Raw genomic sequence first — 16,618 nt, forward strand, 5'->3', positions numbered from 1 at the left:
GGGTTCCTGGTGAAGGCTAGGGGTGGGCGGCCAGCAGGCGGGCGCGGCTGTTGCTCAGGTGGACGCGGGTCGCGGCGCGCGCGCCCTCGCCGTCCTGGCGCTCGATGGCCGCGTAGATGTTCTCGTGCTCGACCACGATCTGCTCGAAATGCCTCTGCCCGGCGGGCGACAGCCGGTCACGCGGCACGATGATCATGGAAGGGCCGAACGACGTGATCAGGTCGGCGAAGTAGCGGTTGCCGGTCGCCAGCGCGATGCGGAGGTGGAACTGGAAGTCGGCGTTCACCGCCGTGCTCGGGTTGTCGGCGCTCGCGGCGAACCGGTCGAGGGCCGCCCGCAGGTCGTCCAGGCGGGGTCCCCCACCCCGGCGGGCGGCGAGGGCGGCGGCCTCGACCTCGAAGGCCATGCGGAAGTCGAGCAGGTCGACCACGTCATCGACGGTCAGCTCGCCGCTCTGGCCGAACTCGAACCTGGCCGAGCCCGGCCGCGCCAGGACGAAGCTGCCGCGGCCGTGCTGGGTCTCGACGAGCCCGGCGGCCTGCAGCCGCGAGATGGCCTCGCGCACGACCGTCCTGCTCACGCCGTACGTCTCCACCAGGCTGCTCTCGGTCGGCAGCTTGTCGCCGGGGTGGATGACGCCTTCCTGGATGCGCGCCGTCAGGTCGTCGACGAGGGTCTGGGTCAGGCTCGCCATCGCGGGGTCAGTCCTTTCTGGTGCCGAACTCGCACTGGTCCGCGGTCCACTTGGCGGCCTGCTCGCTCGGGGTCAGCCCGAGGCCGGGGCGGTCGGGCACGATCATCCTGCCATCGCGGATCTCCAGGCGCTCCTCGAACAGCGGCTCCAGCCACTCGAAGTGCTCGACCCAGGGCTCCAGCCCGTAGGCGGCGGCCAGATGCAGGTGGATCTCCATCGCGAAGTGCGGGGCCAGCTGCAGGCGGTTGTGCTCGGCCAGCGCCGCCAGGCGCAGGAACGGCGTGATGCCGCCGATGCGCGGCGCGTCGGGCTGGATGACGTCGGCGGATCCGAGGCGGATGAGCTCGGCGTGCTCGGCGACGCTGGTGAGCATCTCACCGGTCGCGATCGGCGTGTCGAGCGAGGCGGCGAGCGCCGCGTGGCCGGCGCTGTCGTAGGCGTCCAGCGGCTCCTCGATCCAGACCAGCCCGAACTCCTCCATGGCCCGGCCCATGCGCTGGGCGGCCGGCCGGTCCCACTGCTGGTTGGCGTCCACCATGAGGGGTACGCCGTCGCCCAGATGCTCGCGCACCGCGCCGACCCTGGCCAGGTCGATCCGGGAGTCGGGGTGGCCGACCTTGAGCTTGATGCCGCCGATGCCGCGTTCGAGCGCCGCGCTCGCGTTCTCGATGACCTGCTCGATCGGGGTGTGCAGGAAGCCGCCGGAGGTGTTGTAGCAGCGTACGGAGTCGCGGTGGGCGCCCAGCAGTTTGGCCAGGGGGAGTCCGGCGCGCTTGGCCTTCAGGTCCCACAGCGCGACGTCGAGGGCCGCGATGGCCTGCGTGGACAGCCCGCTGCGCCCGACCGACGCCCCCGCCCAGACCAGCTTCTCCCACAGGCGGGCGATGTCGCTGGGGTCCTCGCCGAGCAGGTCCGAGGCGATCTCCCTGGCGTGCGCGTACTGGCCGGGGCCGCCGGCGCGCTTGGAGTAGCCGAAGCCGAAGCCCCGATGCCCGCTCTCGGCGCCGATCTCGGCGAACAGGAAGGCGATCTCGGTCATCGGCCGCTGCCGCCCGGTGAGCACTTTGGCGTCACTGATGGGGGTGGCGAGCGGCAGATAGACCGAGGAGAGCCGGATCCAGGAGATGCGGTCGGAGGTAGTCATGGCGGTCATCGTACAACTCGCCATGTCGTCATACAACTGCTGGTCGTCTAGAACTCGGCGGTCCCGGACAGGTCCATGGGGGCCATGCGCTCGATGGCCAGCCTGGTGCGCTCCATCGCGTCGGTGATCTCCTTCGTCCGTTCCTCGGTGAGGTTGGCGATGGGCACCGAGCAGCTGATGGCGTCGGTCGGCGGGCTGGTGTAGCGCAGCGCGAAGCCGAAGCACATGACGCCGGCGTAGTTCTCCTCGTCGTCGATGGCGTAGCCGCGCCGGCGCGTCAGCTCCAGATCCCGGGTCAGGGCGTCGCGGTCCACCAGCGTCTTGGGCGTCAGGGGAGTGAGCTGCGCGGGGATCGGCACCTCCAGGCCGGTGCCGAGCCGCTCGGCCAGCAGTGACTTGCCCATCGCCGTGCTGAAGGCGGGCAGCCGGCGCCCGACCCGGCTGAAGGGGCGCAGATACTGGCTCGACTCCTTGGTGGCCAGGTAGACGATGTCGCCCCGGTCCAGGCGGCCGAAGTGGATGGTCTCGTCGAGCAGCGCGCTGAGGTCGTTGATGTGCGGCTGGACGATGCGCAGGTAGGGATCGGTGTCGAGATAGGTGGTGCCCGCCAGCAGGGCGCGGATGCCGATGCTGTAGAGCGTCCCGCTCGCGTCGGTGCGCACCCAGCCGCGCTCGACCAGTGTGCGGATCAGCGCGTAGATGCTGCTGCGCGGCGCGCCGAGCGCGTCGCTGAGCTCGCGCAGCCGGGCCGGCCGGTTCTGTCGCGAGGCGAGGAGCTCAAGGAGTTCGACCGTGCGGGCGGCGGACTTCACGCCCCGCACGCCGCTCTGCGCCGTGCCCTCGGCCTCGTCTAGGGGGAGTGTCATCGCACCTCATCTGTCGGGGGACGGCCTGTTGACACATTACCAATTTTGGAGCGAGACTGCTCGCCACGTAACAGGCATCTACATATGGAGACAGGATGACCGATACGTATACAAGTGATGATGTACGCGCCAGGCTTCGGCGGGGTATGGAGACCGGCGTTCTGTCGTTCCCGCTGACGCCCTTCGACGCCGACGGGGCCCTGGACATCGACGCCTTCCGCGCCTACCTCCGCGACCAGATCGCGGCCGGTCCCGGCGCGGTGTTCCCGTGCTGCGGGACGGGGGAGTTCTTCTCCCTGGCCGAGGACGAGTACGAGAGGGTCGTCACGGCCGCGGTCGAGGAGGCGGCCGGAGCGCTGCCGGTCGTCGTGGGGGCCGGCTACGGCTGGGCCCAGGCCGCCCGGTTCGCCGCCATCGCCGAGCGGGCCGGGGCCGACGCGTTGCTGCTGATGCCGCCCTATCTGGTGGAGGCGCCCCAGGAGGGCTTGGTCGAGCACGTACGGCGGGTCGCCGCCAGTACCTCGCTGCCCGTGATCGTCTACCAGCGCGCCCAGATGAAGGTGGCGGTGGGCAGCATCGCCGGGCTGGCCGCGATACCGAACGTGATCGGCCTCAAGGACGGTCACTGCGACCTCGACCAGTTGCAGCGGCTCAAGCTGGCCGCGCCGCCGGAGTGGCTGTTCTTCAACGGCGCCGCGACGGCCGAGATGCAGGCCCGCGCCTACCGGAGCATCGGCGTGCCCGCCTACTCCTCCGCCGTGCACGCCTTCGCCCCCGAGATCGCCAAGAACTTCTTCCAGGCCTTCCACGCCGACGACCATGAGCGGGTCGAGCTGCTGCTGAGCCGCTTCTACGTCCCCCTGGTCGAGCTGCGCGACAAGGGCATCGGTTACGGAGTGTCGCTGGTCAAGGCCGCGGCTAAGCTGCGGGGAGTGCCCGTGGGCTCCGTACGCGCCCCGCTCGCCGACCCCCCGCCCGAGCACCTGGAACAGCTCCGCGCCCTGCTGGACACTGGCCTCGACCTCGTCCGGTAAGGAAGGAATCCCCATATGTCGCAACTCATCCCTCGGATCGTCAAGGCGACCGTCACGCCGATCCTGATCAGCGACCCGCCGCTGCTCAACGTCCTCGGCGTGCACCAGCCGTACACCCCGCGCACCATCGTCGAGCTCGAGACCGACAGCGGCGCCACCGGGGTCGGCGAGACCTACGGCGACACCGAATACCTGGAGGTGGCGCGCAACCTCGCCAAGGCCGTCATCGGCCGGCCGCTCACCGCGCTGAACGGGCTGCACGAGCTGGCCTACGACTCGGCGGGGCTGACGCCCGGCACGATCAACGAGTTCGACCCGGCCGGGCTGCGCGGCAGCCGTACCAACGAGAAGATCGTCCGCAGCGTGGTCTCGGCGTTCGAGGTCGCCAGCCTGGACACGCTCGGCAAGACGCTCGGCCTGCCCGTGCACGCGCTGCTCGGCGGCAAGGTGCGCGACCGGGTCGACTACAGCGGCTACCTGTTCTACCGCTGGGCCGAGCACCCGATGGAGGACGCGCCGCGCGACGACTGGGGTGCCGCCCTCGACCCCGAAGGCGTCGTACGCCAGGCGCGGCGCTTCACCGACACCTACGGATTCCGCTCCTTCAAGCTCAAGGGCGGCGTGTTCCCACCCGAAGAGGAGATCGCGGCCATCAAGGCGCTGGCCGAAGCCTTCCCCGACCACCCGCTGCGCCTGGACCCCAACGGCGGCTGGTCGCTGGAGTCGAGCGTGCGCGTCGCCGAGGAGCTCGACGGCCTGCTGGAGTACCTGGAGGACCCGACCACCGGCATCGACGGCATGGCGCAGGTACGCGCCAGGACCGGCGCGCTGCTGGCCACCAACATGTGCGTCACCACGTTCGGCGAGATCCCCGAGGCGTTCGCCAAGGACGCCGTCCAGGTGGTGCTGTCCGACCACCACTACTGGGGCGGCCTGCACGCCACGCGCGAGCTCGCGGCGCTGTGCCGCACCTACGGGGTCGCGCTGTCGATGCACTCCAACACCCACCTCGGCATCAGCCTCGCCGCGATGACCCACGTCGCCAGCGTCATTCCGGACCTGGAGTACGCCTGCGACAGCCACCGGCCCTGGCAGACCGAGGACGTCATCACCCAGCCGCACCGCTTCGTCGGCGGCGCCCTCGAGGTGTCCGACGCCCCTGGCCTCGGGGTCGAACTCGACCGCGACGCCCTGGCCACCCTGCACGAACGCTGGAGCGAGCTCAGCGGTTTCCGCGACAGGGACGATGTGGCCGCCATGCGCGTGGCCGACCCCACGTGGGTCCAGCCCCCGCTTCCACGCTGGTGAAAGAGAGAACACTCTGATGAGAATGTCATCCACGATCGGCCTGCGCATCGGTGGCGCCCTGCTGGCAGTGGTCGCCATGTCCGCCTGCTCGGTCAAGGGCGGCGGTGCCGGCGATGGCGCCGCCTACCCCAGCAAGGCCGTGGAGTTCACCGTCCCGACGGAGCCGGGCGGCAGCACCGACCTGGTCACCCGCGCCCTGGCCAAGAGCATCGAGAAGCCGCTCGGCAAGCCCGCCGTGGTGGTCAACAAGCCGGGCGCCAACGGCAAGATCGCCGGTAAGGACGTCTTCAGCAGCAAGCCCGACGGCTACCGGGTGGCCGTGATGCCGCAGTCGTTGTTCGCCATCGGGCCGCTCATGGTCCAGGACCCCGACGCCATCAAGCTCGAGGACATGACCTTCGTCAAGGGACTGGCCGTCGAGGACTACGCCCTGGTCGTGCCGGCCACCTCGCCGTACAAGTCGCTCAAGGACCTGCTCGCGGCCGACGGCATCAAGTACGGCACCACCGGCGCGGGGACGGGCAGCCAGCTGTCGCAGGCCCTGCTGTTCGGGGTGGCGAAGGTGAAGGCGACGCCGGTGCCGTTCGACGGCGGCGCCCCCACGATCACCGCGGTCCTGGGCGGCAAGGTCGACGCGGCGTCCGTGCAGATCGCCGAGGCCGCCAAGCACGTCCAGTCCGGCAAGCTCCGGGCGCTGGCCGTGTTCGGCACCAAGCGCGTCGAGGCGCTGCCCGACACGCCGACGGCCACCGAGTCCGGCTATGACGTCGTGGTGGACCAGCGCAGGTTCGTGGCCGCGCCCGCCGGGCTGCCGGCCGACGTACGCGACAAGCTGGCCGACGCCATCGACAAGGCCATCGCCACGCCCGAGTACGGCGAGCTGCTGAAGTCCAACTACATCGGCCGCTGGGAGGTCGGCGGCGATGAGGTCAAGACGCAGCTCACCAAGGCCCAGGGCGAGTTCGCCGCGCTGACGAAGAAGCTCGGGATCGACCTCACGGGCCAGCAATGACCAGCGTCGTACCCGAGGAAGGCGTGCCGGAGGAGGACGGGCTTCCCACCCCGCCGACTCCGGCCTACGCCCGCCGGCAGAACATCGTCGCGGCGCTCATCCCGCTCGCCATCGGCGTGATCACCGGGATCATGTCGTGGAGCCTGGGGGTCGGCACGCTGTCCAACCCGGGCCCCGGGCTGTGGCCGCTGGCCGTCAGCGTCGCCATGGTCGTGACCGCGGCGGTGCTCGTGCTGCGGTCCGGGCCGACCGGCGAGGAGGAGACCTTCACCCGCGAGGCCCTGATCGTCGTCGTCGCGGCGGTGTCCCTCGTGGGCTACGCGCTGCTGTTCGAGCGGATCGGCTTCGAGATCCCCACGGTGGCGCTGCTCGTCCTGTGGCTGAAGGGACTCGGACGAGAGGGCTGGCGGATGACCGTGATCATCTCGCTCGGCTCGACCGCCGTCCTTTACCTGCTGTTCGTCACCGGGCTGGGCGTGTCACTTCCGCACATCCTGCCCTTCTGAACCAGATCGGCTGACCATGGATTTCTTCTCCCCGGTGATCGCCGGGTTCGGGGTCGTCTTCCAACCGGAGAACCTGTTCTACTGCCTGCTCGGCGTCACGCTGGGCATGCTCGTGGGCGTCCTGCCCGGCCTCGGGCCCGCCGCCACGATCGCGATCCTGCTGCCGGTCACGTACAACATCGAGCCGACGGCCGCGATCATCATGCTCGCGGGCATCTTCTACGGCGCCCAGTACGGCGGCACGATCACCTCGGTGCTGCTGCGGCTGCCGGGCGAGGCGTCCAGCGTGGTGACCGCGATCGACGGCCACGAGATGGCCAGACAGGGGCGGGCCGGCTCCGCGCTCGGCATCGCGGCGATCGGCTCCTTCATCGGCGGCACGGTCGCGATCATCGCGCTCACCTTCGTCGCGCCGCTGGTGGCCGGGTTCGCGCTGGACTTCGGCCCCGCCGAGTACACGGCGCTGGCGCTGCTGGGCATCCTGCTGGTCTCGACGCTCGGCACCGGCTCCACGACCAAGAGCATCCTGATGGCCACCGTCGGCCTGCTTCTGGCGACCATCGGCCAGGACCCGCTGGCCGGCACCTCGCGCCTGACGTTCGGCAGCGACCAGCTGCTCGACGGCATCGACTTCGTGATCGTCGCGATGGGCCTGTTCGGCGTCGGCGAGATCCTCTACAGCCTGGAGTCGCTGCGCGGCAAGAGCGCCCCCGCTCCCAGCGTCGGCTCGGTCTATCCCTCGCGCAAGGACCTCGGCGAGTCCAAGGGAGCCATCACCCGCGGCTCGCTGGTGGGCTTCATCCTCGGCATCCTGCCGGGCGGCGGGGCGACCATGTCGTCGATGGTGGCGTACGCGGTGGAGAAGAAGACCGCCAAGCACCCCGAACGGTTCGGCAAGGGCGCCATCCAGGGCGTCGCCGGACCCGAGACCGCCAACAACGCCGCCGCCACGTCCTCCTTCATCCCGCTGCTCACCCTGGGTATCCCGGCGAACGCGACCATGGCCATCATGTTCGGCGCGCTGCTGCTCCAGGGCATCACGCCGGGGCCGCTGCTGGTGCAGGAGAAGCCGGACCTGTTCTGGGGCGTCGTCAACTCGATGTACGTCGGCAACATCCTGCTGCTGGCCATGAGCCTGCCGCTGATCGGGATCTTCGTCAAGATCCTGCGCATCCGAGCGGCGATCCTGGCGCCGCTGACCATCCTGATCACCATGATCGGCGTCTACACCGTCCGCCTGAACGTCTTCGACATGTTCCTGATGGTCGGCCTCGGGATCGTGGGCTATCTGATGAAGAAGGTCGGCTTCGAGCCGGGGCCGTTGGTGCTGGCCTTCGTTCTCGGCAGCCTGCTGGAGTCGTCCTTCCGGCGCTCGATGCGCCTGTTCGACGGCCAGCTGACCGGCTTCTTCGGCCAGCCGATCGCCGCGACGCTGCTGGTGGCGATCCTGCTCATCATCGTCGTCCCGCCCCTGAGCCGGGCTCTCCGTAAGCAACGCAGAAAGGCCACAGCATGACGGTCATCGTGGGATATGTGCCCAACCCGCTGGGCCGGGTCGCGCTCGAGCACGCGATCGCGGAGGCCGCGCTCCGAGGGGCGCCGCTGAAGATCCTCAACGTCTCGCGGCCCGGCGCCTACGTCGACGCCTCGACCGCGGACGCGGCGGAGATCAAGCGCCTGGTCCCGGAGGAGGTGTCGTACGACTTCGAGCAGGTGGCCGAGGACGACGTCGCCGAGGCCGTGCTCGCGGCGGCGCAGGCGGCCTCGGCGAGCCTGATCGTCATCGGGCTGCGCAGGCGCTCACCGGTCGGCAAACTGATCATGGGAAGCAGCGCCCAGCGGATCCTGCTCGAAGCGAGCTGTCCGGTGCTCGCGGTCAAGGAGCCGGGTTGACCGGCATCCATCCCGGGCCGGTGATGTGGCCGGGATGGATGACGGTGGCCGGGAAGCCGTCACGGTGGGCGCGGTCGAGCAGGTGCGCCTCGATGGCGGCCTTCTGACGGCCGTAATGCGCGATCGGCCTCAGTACTCGTAGGCCCCGGCTTCGATGGTGCCGTTCCCGCCCACCGGGGCTCCGTCCAGGTCGATGGGGTTGAACTTCTTGACGCCCAGACCGATCGCCGGGCTCCCGCTCAGCAGCCGCAGGGGCCTGCTCGGGTCGGTGTCGAACTTCGGGTCCTTGCGCACGTTGGCGGTGCCGGCCGTCATCTGGTATTGGCCGCCGTAGAAGACGTTGTGGTCGTTGGCGGTGAAGGTGGAGTCGGCGTAGGCGCTCTTCTTCCCGGCCACGACGATGTTCTGCGAGAGCTTGAAGTGCGCGTTCGTGCAGCTCGCGTAGCAGACGACGCCCTCGGCGTCGGAGTTGGGCAGGTTCATCGAGTTGTTGCGGAACACGGTGCTGAAGACCGGGCCGTTCGTCTCGATCTCGCCGTTGTCCTTGACCGGGCCGCGGGTGACGATGCCGGAGCGGGTCCTGTCTCCGTAGATGCCGTTGTACTCGAAGACGTTGCCGGAGGTCCCGTCGGGGTCGTTCGTCGATCCGTCGTCGTTGCGGCTGGTGCCCAGCTCGGTGAAGGTGTCGTTGTCGAGCGCGAGGTTGTGGTGGACGTAGTTGCGGGAGCCCATGAAGATCTCCACCGCCGCGCCGTCGAACTCGTAGTCGTAGCTGAAGGCCACCGATCCGGTGATGGTGTTCCAGCCGATGTTGGAGTCGTCGCCCTGCACCAGCATCGCGAACGCGCCGGAGTCGTCGTTGTCGTTCTCCTCCTGCGGCGTGAGCTTGCTCATGAAGTTGTTGTTGACGAACTCGTTGCTGGTCACCGCGGTGTACCGGGCGCTCGTCTCGATGTAGACGCCCGCCGCCGCGCCGGTGATGTAGTTCTGCTCGATGACGTTGTTGCTGCCGCCTACCTTGATCCCCGCCCACGAGCAACGGCCCTGGTCCGAGTCCACGCCGACCTGCAGGTTGTAGACCTCGATGTGGCTGCCTCCGAGGTACAGGCAGGCCTCGATGTCGTCCTTGAGCACCGGACGGGCGCCCGTGCCGTAGGCGTCGACGACGATCGGGTTGTCCGCGTCGCCCGACTCGGTGATTTCCAGCTGCCCGGACCACGTGCTGCCGCGGCTGAGCATGAGCTTTTCGCCTGGCTCCAGCTTCGCCGCGGACGCCTTGGCCAGCGTCTTCCACGCCGTTTCCGGGGAGTCGCCGGCGGCCGAGTCGTTGCCGTTGACGCTGTCGAGGTAGTAGGTGTCGATGTCATCCGCGGAGGCGGGGGCCGCGACGGCCCCCGCGAACGCTAACGCGAGGGCCGCCACACCCGCCGCGTACGACGTCAAGTTTCGGGTCGATAAATTCCAGGCGCGCAACTGAGTTCTCAGCCTCCTGATCGCGGTGACGAAGAAGCCGGATGAAGATCATCTGGCTTGCGGGGTCACTGTAACCGCGATGCCTGGATAATTTCGACACCCAAAATGACCATTTTGTATCCGGAACATGTAAGGAAGCCGAATACCCTCCCCAAAGGGGCGTTAGACGATCACCCTGCACACCAGGGCGTCGGACGTGCCCCGCCTGGCGCTCATGACGACCTCCGTGGTGAGGAACTTGCACGCCAGGTAGGGGTCGCCGGATCCGGCGTACTGCGGCGGGCCGCCGGTGCCGCTCGCGTAGCACCTGAGGCCGCCCGCCTCGTAGAAGCCGATCCACGAGGCCGAGCTGACCTTCGCGTGGCAGTAGTCGCCGATCGACGTCGGCCCGAAGGTGACGTCCACTTCGGCCGCCTGGGCGGGCAGGGCGAGGGTGATCAGGGTGGCGGCGGCGACCGAGGTCAGGGTGAGGACGCGACGAAGCACGGCGACTCCAGATTCGGGGGGTTGGACGCTTCATCCGGAGTATCTATTAGGAAAGTTTCCTATGCAATATGTCCGCGCATGGGAAAGTCCCGGTATTCAGCAGAAAACCTGTACCGTACCAGCCATCTCTGACGGATCACCGCATTTCGCAGGCGACAAAACAGCCCGCGAACGGCTCGCCACCCCACCCCCGTGCGCGCCGTCGGAGCCTCTGGAGGACCGCGAACGGGTTTGTCGGTCGGGGTCGCTAACGTTCGGCGCAGTTGCACAGCAGGGGCTGGAAAACCCCTGCTCATTCGACGTTCGTGCACGGTGAAAGGCGGGGACCGTTGGGTTGGCTGGCAGCGGGCGACGGGTATGAGGTCGCCCTCATAGAGGGCCGGGTGGCGGCGCGAGCCACCTCCGGCCGGGCGGCGGGACGGCAGCTGAAGTCGCTGCCGAAGGCATTGCGCGATCACCCCGAGGTGGACCGGCTGCGCCGCTTCGCCGAGTGGCTCGACCGGCACGCCACCGCGTGCGTGGCGCAGGTGGACCTCTGGATGGTCTCCTCCCTGCCGGTGCCGACCGGGCTGCTGGCCCGCGTGTGGCCGGACGAGGCGTGGCAGTCGGCCCTGCGGGACCTGGCCGTGGTCGGTGACGACCCCGACGAGGTCGGCTTCCTGCGGGACGCCACCGACACCGGAGAGCTGCGGGTGGTCAACCTCGACGGCGAGACCGTACGCCTGTCGCCGCGGACCGTGACCCTGCCGCATCCCGTGCTGCTGCCCGACCTGGACGACCTGCGGGAGTTCGCCGCGGAGCTGGGCGTGGTCCAGAAGGTCGAGCAGATCCACCGGGCCACCTGGCGCAAGCCTGCCGATCTCAAGGCGACGGAGACGGCCGTGTCGGAGTTCTCCGGCGGCACCTACGACTCCAGGTTCGGCCTGGCCGCGCGGGCGACCGCGCTCGGCTACCGGGTCTCCGGCGGCTACGCCACCTGCCGGGTCCGCGACGGCGGCAGCCTGTCGGAGGCGACCGTCTGGATCGGCGAGCCCTACTGGGACGGCGAGATGACGACGGGCGACCTGAGCTGGCAGGACCTCGACGGCAGGACACTGCCGCTGCGCGAGGTCGGGCCGGTGGCCTGGTCGGAGGGGATGCGGATGGCCGCGGCGCTCTACGCCGGGCGGCGGGTCGAAGAGGGGAAGGACGCGTGACCATGTCTCAGGCAACCATGTCTCAGGCAACAGAACCGCAGACGGCGTCTCAGGCGGCGGAGCTGCTGAAGGCCGGTGCCGTGCTGCCGCTCGGCACCGAGGGGGGCGGCGAGCGGGCGGTGCCGATGACCGCCCGTACCTACCGCCATCCCGGGCTGGACGACCGGGTGGTCGTGCGGCTGGTCGCCGGGGAGCTCGGCTCGGCCGAGGACCTGGCCGCGAGCTTCCTGGGCCTGGCGCCCGACGGGGAGCCCGCCGAGGTCGGCCTGGGCCTGCGGCGCTCGCTCGGCTTCCCCGAATGGGTGCTCGTGCACCACCCCGAAGACGGGCATCACGCGCTCGCCGTCGTGCCGGAGCTGGAGCGCGCGGCCCGGCAGGCGAAGTCCAAGCCGAAGGCCGCGCTCGACGCCTACCAGCAGCTGGCCGCTCAGCTGGCCGCCTCCGTGCCCCACTTCCTGCCCACGTTCTACGAGCAGAGCGGCCGGGTGTTCCTGGGCGTCGAGAACGCCGTCTACGCCGCGCAGATGTTCGCCAGCGCGCGCCGGGCCGAGGCGCAGCACGGGCTCGCCGTGGACGAGGACCGGCTCGACGAGGTGTTCCTGGAGTTCGCGCTGGCGGGGGCGCTGCCGGTCAAGGTGCTGTCCGGCTACGCGAAGGAGCTGGCCACCCGGGTGACCGCCGACGAGGCGCTGCGCCGCTTCACGCGGCTGTGCGTACGGCGCACCGCGGGCGGGCTGCCGCCGTCGGCGCAGATGACGACGGACCTGCGCCGCCTGGCCAAGGCCGCCGGAGTCGACGTGGACGCGGGGGAGCAGGCCTACCTGGCCGAGCTGCTCGCCCTGCCGGCCGCCCATCGGGCCGCGACGGGCTGGTGGAAGGCGCACCGTACGGGGATCGCGGCACTGGCGTCGCGCGAGCCCGAGGTGCGGGTGACGCTGCTGAACATCATGCCGCAGGCCCGGGACAACGAGCTGGCGGGCCTGTGGCTGGAGATCCTCGAGGCGTCCGGCGCCACCGCCGGGCTGGTCTCCGGCGAGGTGCCGGAGCGGCCCGGCGACGGCACCGCCGGCTGGCTCGAACGCTTCCTGAAGGCGCGCAACTACGGCTGGCGGGTGCCGTTCCGCCTGCCCGCCCTCTACACGCTGGTGGAGCGGGCGGCCGACCAACTGCGCGCCGAACTGACCGCGCAGCGGCGGACACTGACGGTCACTTACGACGTCGACCTGCTCGACCTGCTGCTGGCCCTCGACATTCCGGTACGCGATCCCGATGACGGCGACTCGCTGCGGCTGGAGCCCTGGGCGAAGGGGGAGGGGCAGCGCGACCTGGTCGCCCTGGCCGCCGACGCCCGGTTCCGGCCCTCCTTCGAGCGCGCGGCCGACGGCTTCAGCGACGACGAGGACGGCCGGCGGGCCGTCCGCCTGCTGGCCACCTCCCCCGGCGGCCGGCCGATGCTGGCCGAATGGACCCGCAAGGTGGCCCTGCGCTCCACGGCCGCCGGGCTGCCGGACCTGCCCGACGCCCTGCGGCGGCTGGCCTGGCTGCCGGGCGAGGCGCTGGTCCTGGCCGAGGACGACGTACGCCGGGCGGCGGCGGCGCAGATCGCGCCGGTGCTCGCCCGCACCCTGCGGGCCGGGCTGTTCGACGAGCTGGGCTGGCCGGCCTGGGAGGAGGCGGCCGCGTCGCTCGTACCGAAGAAGGACGTCGACGACATCGTCGTCGCCGACGCCTGGCCGTACCTGCTCACGGCGGGCGCCGCGCAGGCCCGGGTGCTCGGTCCCGAGGGCACCGTGCTCACCCACGACCTGCGCATCCCGTCCGGAGACACCTGGAGCGACATCGGCCTGCACTATGTGGACGGCGAGCTGCTCGTCTACTGGCAGTCCCGCGACCTCGACTATCGGCTGCGCGGCTACTGGCACACCACCCCTGACCGCCTCCACCCGATGGAGGGCGCCACCAACACCCGCGGGACGCGCATGGACTGGTACCGCGGCGACGACGCGGTCACCCTGCCCCTGCCCGGCGGCGGACGGACCACCGGTCAGGGGGTGCTGCACCGTGGCGACACGGCACTCCCCGAGGAGTCGTCGGTGATCACCGACGGCACCTCCTACTGGGTGTGGACCTGGGACGGCTCCGATCACGGCACCAGAGACTGGTACGAGTACGACCCGGCCGGCGGACAGGTGGGCAGGAAGGGCATGCCCGCCTTCCTCGCCGACGCGCTCCGCGACGCCCCGGCCGGCAGCGAGTTCCACGCGGGATGGGTGCTTCCCGCGCCCTCGGACGAGGCCACCCCCGTGGGCACTCCCGTGGGCGGGCTGTTCGGCTGGCGCGTGGTGCGCCTGCCCGACGGGTCGATGCGCGGTGAGGACATCTCCGGCCGTACGTTCACCCTGGCGCCCGACGCCGGGACGCCGGCGCGCGTCCTGATGTTCCCCGGGGACGACCGGCCGCGGACCATCGTCAAGGGGGGCTACCGGCTCAACCTGGTCGATCCGGACGGCGTGGTCACGGCCGTGGCCCGCACGGACGACGCCCCCGGCCACTTCGCCATGGGCAGCCTCATCCTGCCGCCGGTGCGCTACTGGTGCTACCTGCGCCCGAGGGATCCGGAGGGTTCCGCGGCCCTGCGCGCCCTCGACCTGGAGACCGCGGCGGCCCTGCTGGCGGTCGCTGGGGAGGAAGACCTGGAGGCGCGGATCCGTACCCTGCTTCCGCAGGTCAGCCATGACGCGCTCGTGGCCGGCATCGCGGGGGTCGTCCGCTTCGCCGGGACCCAGCAGACCTCGCTGCACACCGTCGCGGCCAGGCTCGCCGAGGCGCTCGCCGGCGGACACCAGGAGCAGGCGCCCGCCGGTCCCGCGGACTCCCTGCTCGACCAGGCGCTCCGGGGGCTCGGCGACTTCGTCGAATACTCCTGGCGCCTGCGGGCCGACGGCGCCTTCCAGCAGATCCAGACGATCGGGCGGCGGCTGGCGTCGGCGTCGGCTCCGTCTGAGCCGGCTCCGTCTGAGTCGGGAGCCTTGGCGTCTGGAGTGTCGGCGTCCGGAGGCTCGGCGTCGGGGCGTTTGGAGCCGGGCCCCGCACTGGCGGCCTCGTCCTCGTCGAGGTTGGGCCGCACTCACCTCGACCTGCCGGCCCTGCCGGACTCGGGTCTGCGATGGGATCTGGTGCTCGACGACACCGCCGCCCTGGCCTTCCGCGTCGCGACGGTGACGGTCGAGGAGGAACACCGCGCCACGCTGCACGAGCTGCTCCGCGTACTGAGCGAGCTCGGACTGCCCACCACGGCCGATCCGTCCCGCTGGCGACGGATGGACCTGCACCTCGACAAGCGCCATCTGATCAAGCCTGACGGCAACTGGCGCGAGGGCAACTGGCTCGGGACCCTGCCGCTGGAGGATGGCGCGTTCCTCGCCTTCGTGAGCTCGGGATCCCCGGACGACTCCGGCTGCGTGTGGACGGTGCTGTTCCACGACCCGGCCGGGCGGTTCGACGTCCCCCACCCCTATACGGCCCGGTCCTCGGTCCCGGTCGGGGTGGCGCGGGAGGCGGGCTGGCTGGAGGCGTTCTTCACCGAGCTGGCCGCGCGGGGACCGGCGCCCTGGCGGCCCGAGGCGGCCGAGGAGTTCGCCCGGCTCACCGGCGTCTCCGAGACGATGGCCCGGCTCATCGTGGCGGGTCTGCCGTCCGTGGACACGCACGAGCGCAACTTCCTCACCAAGGAAATCCGTACCACGATCGGCGTGAAACTAGCCGATGCCACCGTGGCAAGGGACGAGCTGCGCAAGACGGACGCCGGCATCCGGCGGGCGGTCGTCGCGGCGCTCCTGCCCAGCGACCCGGCCCGGCTCTGGAGCGACGGCCCGGACGTGGCCGCCGGGGCGGCGCTGTGGAACGACAAGGTCGGGTCGCAGGCGGCGATTCCCGAATGGCTGCTCGGGGAGGCGGCTCGCGCGGTGCGAACCGGCTGGGACACGAGCCGGGCACTGCGGGCCCTGCTCGACCCGGCCGCCTCGCCGGAGCTGAGCCACGACCTGGCCTGGACCGTACGCGGTGACCGGGTCGCACCCGTCGACGACAACGCCACCGGGTTCACCACGAGCTCGCTGGTCGCGGCCGTCACCACCGCGCGGTGGCTGGCGTACCGGCTGCCCGCCGGAGATCCGATCCGGGCCGCGCTGCCGGCGGCGCTGGCCGCGGTCCGCGACCGGCTGGCCAACCCGGACCTGATGCTCGACCTGGGCCGCTACGTCGACCTGCCCGCGTTCAGGAAGGCAGCGGGAGCCCCGACCGAGACCGGCCAGGGCTACGAGAGATACGGCGCCGTCGTCATGGCCACCCATGACGACAGACCCGCTCCCGGCATCCGCGTGGCGTTGCTGGACGCGGCGGGTGAGGATCCGTACCTGCGCGCCCTGCTCGGCACCGAGGAGCCGTTCCCCGTCGAGATCGCGTTCCGGACCGCCCGCGACCCGCGGTTCGCGGCACTGCTCGCCGACCCCGGCGACCCGGTGCAGGGGGAGCGGGACGCGGACGGGACGTGGTGGCCGCAGGATCCCACCCGGTCCGTGCCCGATCTGGTCATCGAGGTGGCGAAGGAGTACGGGCTCGGCGAGGACGCCGCGGCCCACTACCTGATGCTGCTGGCCCTGCCCGACCCCACCGACCGCAACATCGCCCGGTGGACGGGCTGGAAGCCCGCCCGCCTCAAGGCGGCCCGCGCCGAGCTGGCCGCGACCGACCTCGTCGTCGAGGCGAGCCGCAGCCGGGCGGCGCGCACGCTGTTCCTGCCCGGCGGGTGGGCGGAGCAGTCGGCGCCGCTCCTTCCGCTGGAGCAGTGGAAGCTGGCCATGTTCGACCTGACCACCTTTGACGGCATCCCGATCGAGCCCGTCGCCGACCTCTACGCCAAGGCGTGGCAGCGGGTGCGCGACGGCGATGTTCCGCGCTTCGAGGAGCTCAAGGTCAAGCGCGGACGGCGACGCTGAGCCCGCACC

13 protein-coding genes are annotated in these 16,618 nt (G+C 70.8%); 8 read left to right on the top strand and 5 right to left on the bottom strand.

All coding sequences use genetic code 11. The annotated features are described in order from the left end of the window. Positions 1 to 16 precede the first annotated feature (16 nt). The 3 genes from AB0B64_RS39570 to AB0B64_RS39580 are packed head-to-tail and all read right to left on the bottom strand — an operon-like array spanning position 17 to position 2,704. Positions 17 to 694 (bottom strand): FadR/GntR family transcriptional regulator, encoded by a 678-nt coding sequence (locus tag AB0B64_RS39570; protein ID WP_358184312.1) that lies wholly within the window; start codon positions 692 to 694, stop codon positions 17 to 19. Between the two features lie 7 nt (positions 695 to 701). Beyond that, positions 702 to 1,838: a mandelate racemase/muconate lactonizing enzyme family protein gene (locus AB0B64_RS39575; protein ID WP_357954092.1), complete on the bottom strand. Its 1,137-nt coding sequence runs from the start codon at positions 1,836 to 1,838 to the stop codon at positions 702 to 704. 47 nt (positions 1,839 to 1,885) lie between these two features. Continuing rightward, entirely contained in the window at positions 1,886 to 2,704 is an 819-nt protein-coding gene (locus tag AB0B64_RS39580; RefSeq protein ID WP_357954090.1) for an IclR family transcriptional regulator, read from the bottom strand. A gap of 95 nt (positions 2,705 to 2,799) precedes the next feature. On the opposite strand from AB0B64_RS39580, the gene AB0B64_RS39585 reads away from it, so the two are divergent. The 6 genes from AB0B64_RS39585 to AB0B64_RS39610 are packed head-to-tail and all read left to right on the top strand — an operon-like array spanning position 2,800 to position 8,457. Next, positions 2,800 to 3,738, top strand: a complete 939-nt coding sequence (locus AB0B64_RS39585) for a 5-dehydro-4-deoxyglucarate dehydratase (protein WP_357954088.1) — start codon at positions 2,800 to 2,802, stop codon at positions 3,736 to 3,738. Between the two features lie 15 nt (positions 3,739 to 3,753). After that, the gene (locus tag AB0B64_RS39590) at positions 3,754 to 5,046 is read left to right on the top strand and encodes a glucarate dehydratase family protein (protein WP_358184316.1); all 1,293 of its coding nucleotides are present in this window, start codon (positions 3,754 to 3,756) and stop codon (positions 5,044 to 5,046) included. Between the two features lie 22 nt (positions 5,047 to 5,068). Next, complete coding sequence (locus tag AB0B64_RS39595; protein ID WP_358184319.1) at positions 5,069 to 6,058, top strand: tripartite tricarboxylate transporter substrate binding protein; 990 nt, start codon at positions 5,069 to 5,071, stop codon at positions 6,056 to 6,058. Beyond that, the gene (locus tag AB0B64_RS39600; RefSeq protein WP_357954083.1) at positions 6,055 to 6,564 is read left to right on the top strand and encodes a tripartite tricarboxylate transporter TctB family protein; all 510 of its coding nucleotides are present in this window, start codon (positions 6,055 to 6,057) and stop codon (positions 6,562 to 6,564) included. Before AB0B64_RS39595 ends, AB0B64_RS39600 begins: the two co-directional genes overlap by 4 nt. Before the next feature lie 16 nt (positions 6,565 to 6,580). Then, the gene (locus AB0B64_RS39605; protein ID WP_357954081.1) at positions 6,581 to 8,080 is read left to right on the top strand and encodes a tripartite tricarboxylate transporter permease; all 1,500 of its coding nucleotides are present in this window, start codon (positions 6,581 to 6,583) and stop codon (positions 8,078 to 8,080) included. Then, positions 8,077 to 8,457: a universal stress protein gene (locus AB0B64_RS39610; RefSeq protein WP_357954079.1), complete on the top strand. Its 381-nt coding sequence runs from the start codon at positions 8,077 to 8,079 to the stop codon at positions 8,455 to 8,457. Before AB0B64_RS39605 ends, AB0B64_RS39610 begins: the two co-directional genes overlap by 4 nt. Before the next feature lie 129 nt (positions 8,458 to 8,586). On the opposite strand, the gene AB0B64_RS39615 is transcribed toward AB0B64_RS39610, so the two are convergent. Next, positions 8,587 to 9,900 carry a hypothetical protein gene (locus AB0B64_RS39615; protein ID WP_357954077.1) on the bottom strand — a complete coding sequence of 438 codons (1,314 nt, stop codon included), beginning with the start codon at positions 9,898 to 9,900 and terminating at the stop codon, positions 8,587 to 8,589. Between the two features lie 192 nt (positions 9,901 to 10,092). Then, on the bottom strand, positions 10,093 to 10,416 hold the full coding sequence (locus tag AB0B64_RS39620; protein ID WP_357954075.1) for a hypothetical protein: 324 nt from the start codon (positions 10,414 to 10,416) through the stop codon (positions 10,093 to 10,095). Positions 10,417 to 10,745: 329 nt separating this feature from the next. On the opposite strand from AB0B64_RS39620, the gene AB0B64_RS39625 reads away from it, so the two are divergent. Together AB0B64_RS39625 and AB0B64_RS39630 are read left to right on the top strand one after the other, a co-directional pair. After that, positions 10,746 to 11,612 (top strand): DUF4132 domain-containing protein, encoded by an 867-nt coding sequence (locus AB0B64_RS39625; RefSeq protein WP_358184323.1) that lies wholly within the window; start codon positions 10,746 to 10,748, stop codon positions 11,610 to 11,612. A 17-nt stretch (positions 11,613 to 11,629) separates the two neighbouring features. Then, positions 11,630 to 16,609 carry a DNA-binding protein gene (locus tag AB0B64_RS39630; RefSeq protein ID WP_358184326.1) on the top strand — a complete coding sequence of 1,660 codons (4,980 nt, stop codon included), beginning with the start codon at positions 11,630 to 11,632 and terminating at the stop codon, positions 16,607 to 16,609. Positions 16,610 to 16,618: the final 9 nt, after the last annotated feature.

The organism is Nonomuraea sp. NPDC049129, assembly GCF_040648495.1.
Lineage (GTDB): Bacteria > Actinomycetota > Actinomycetes > Streptosporangiales > Streptosporangiaceae > Nonomuraea.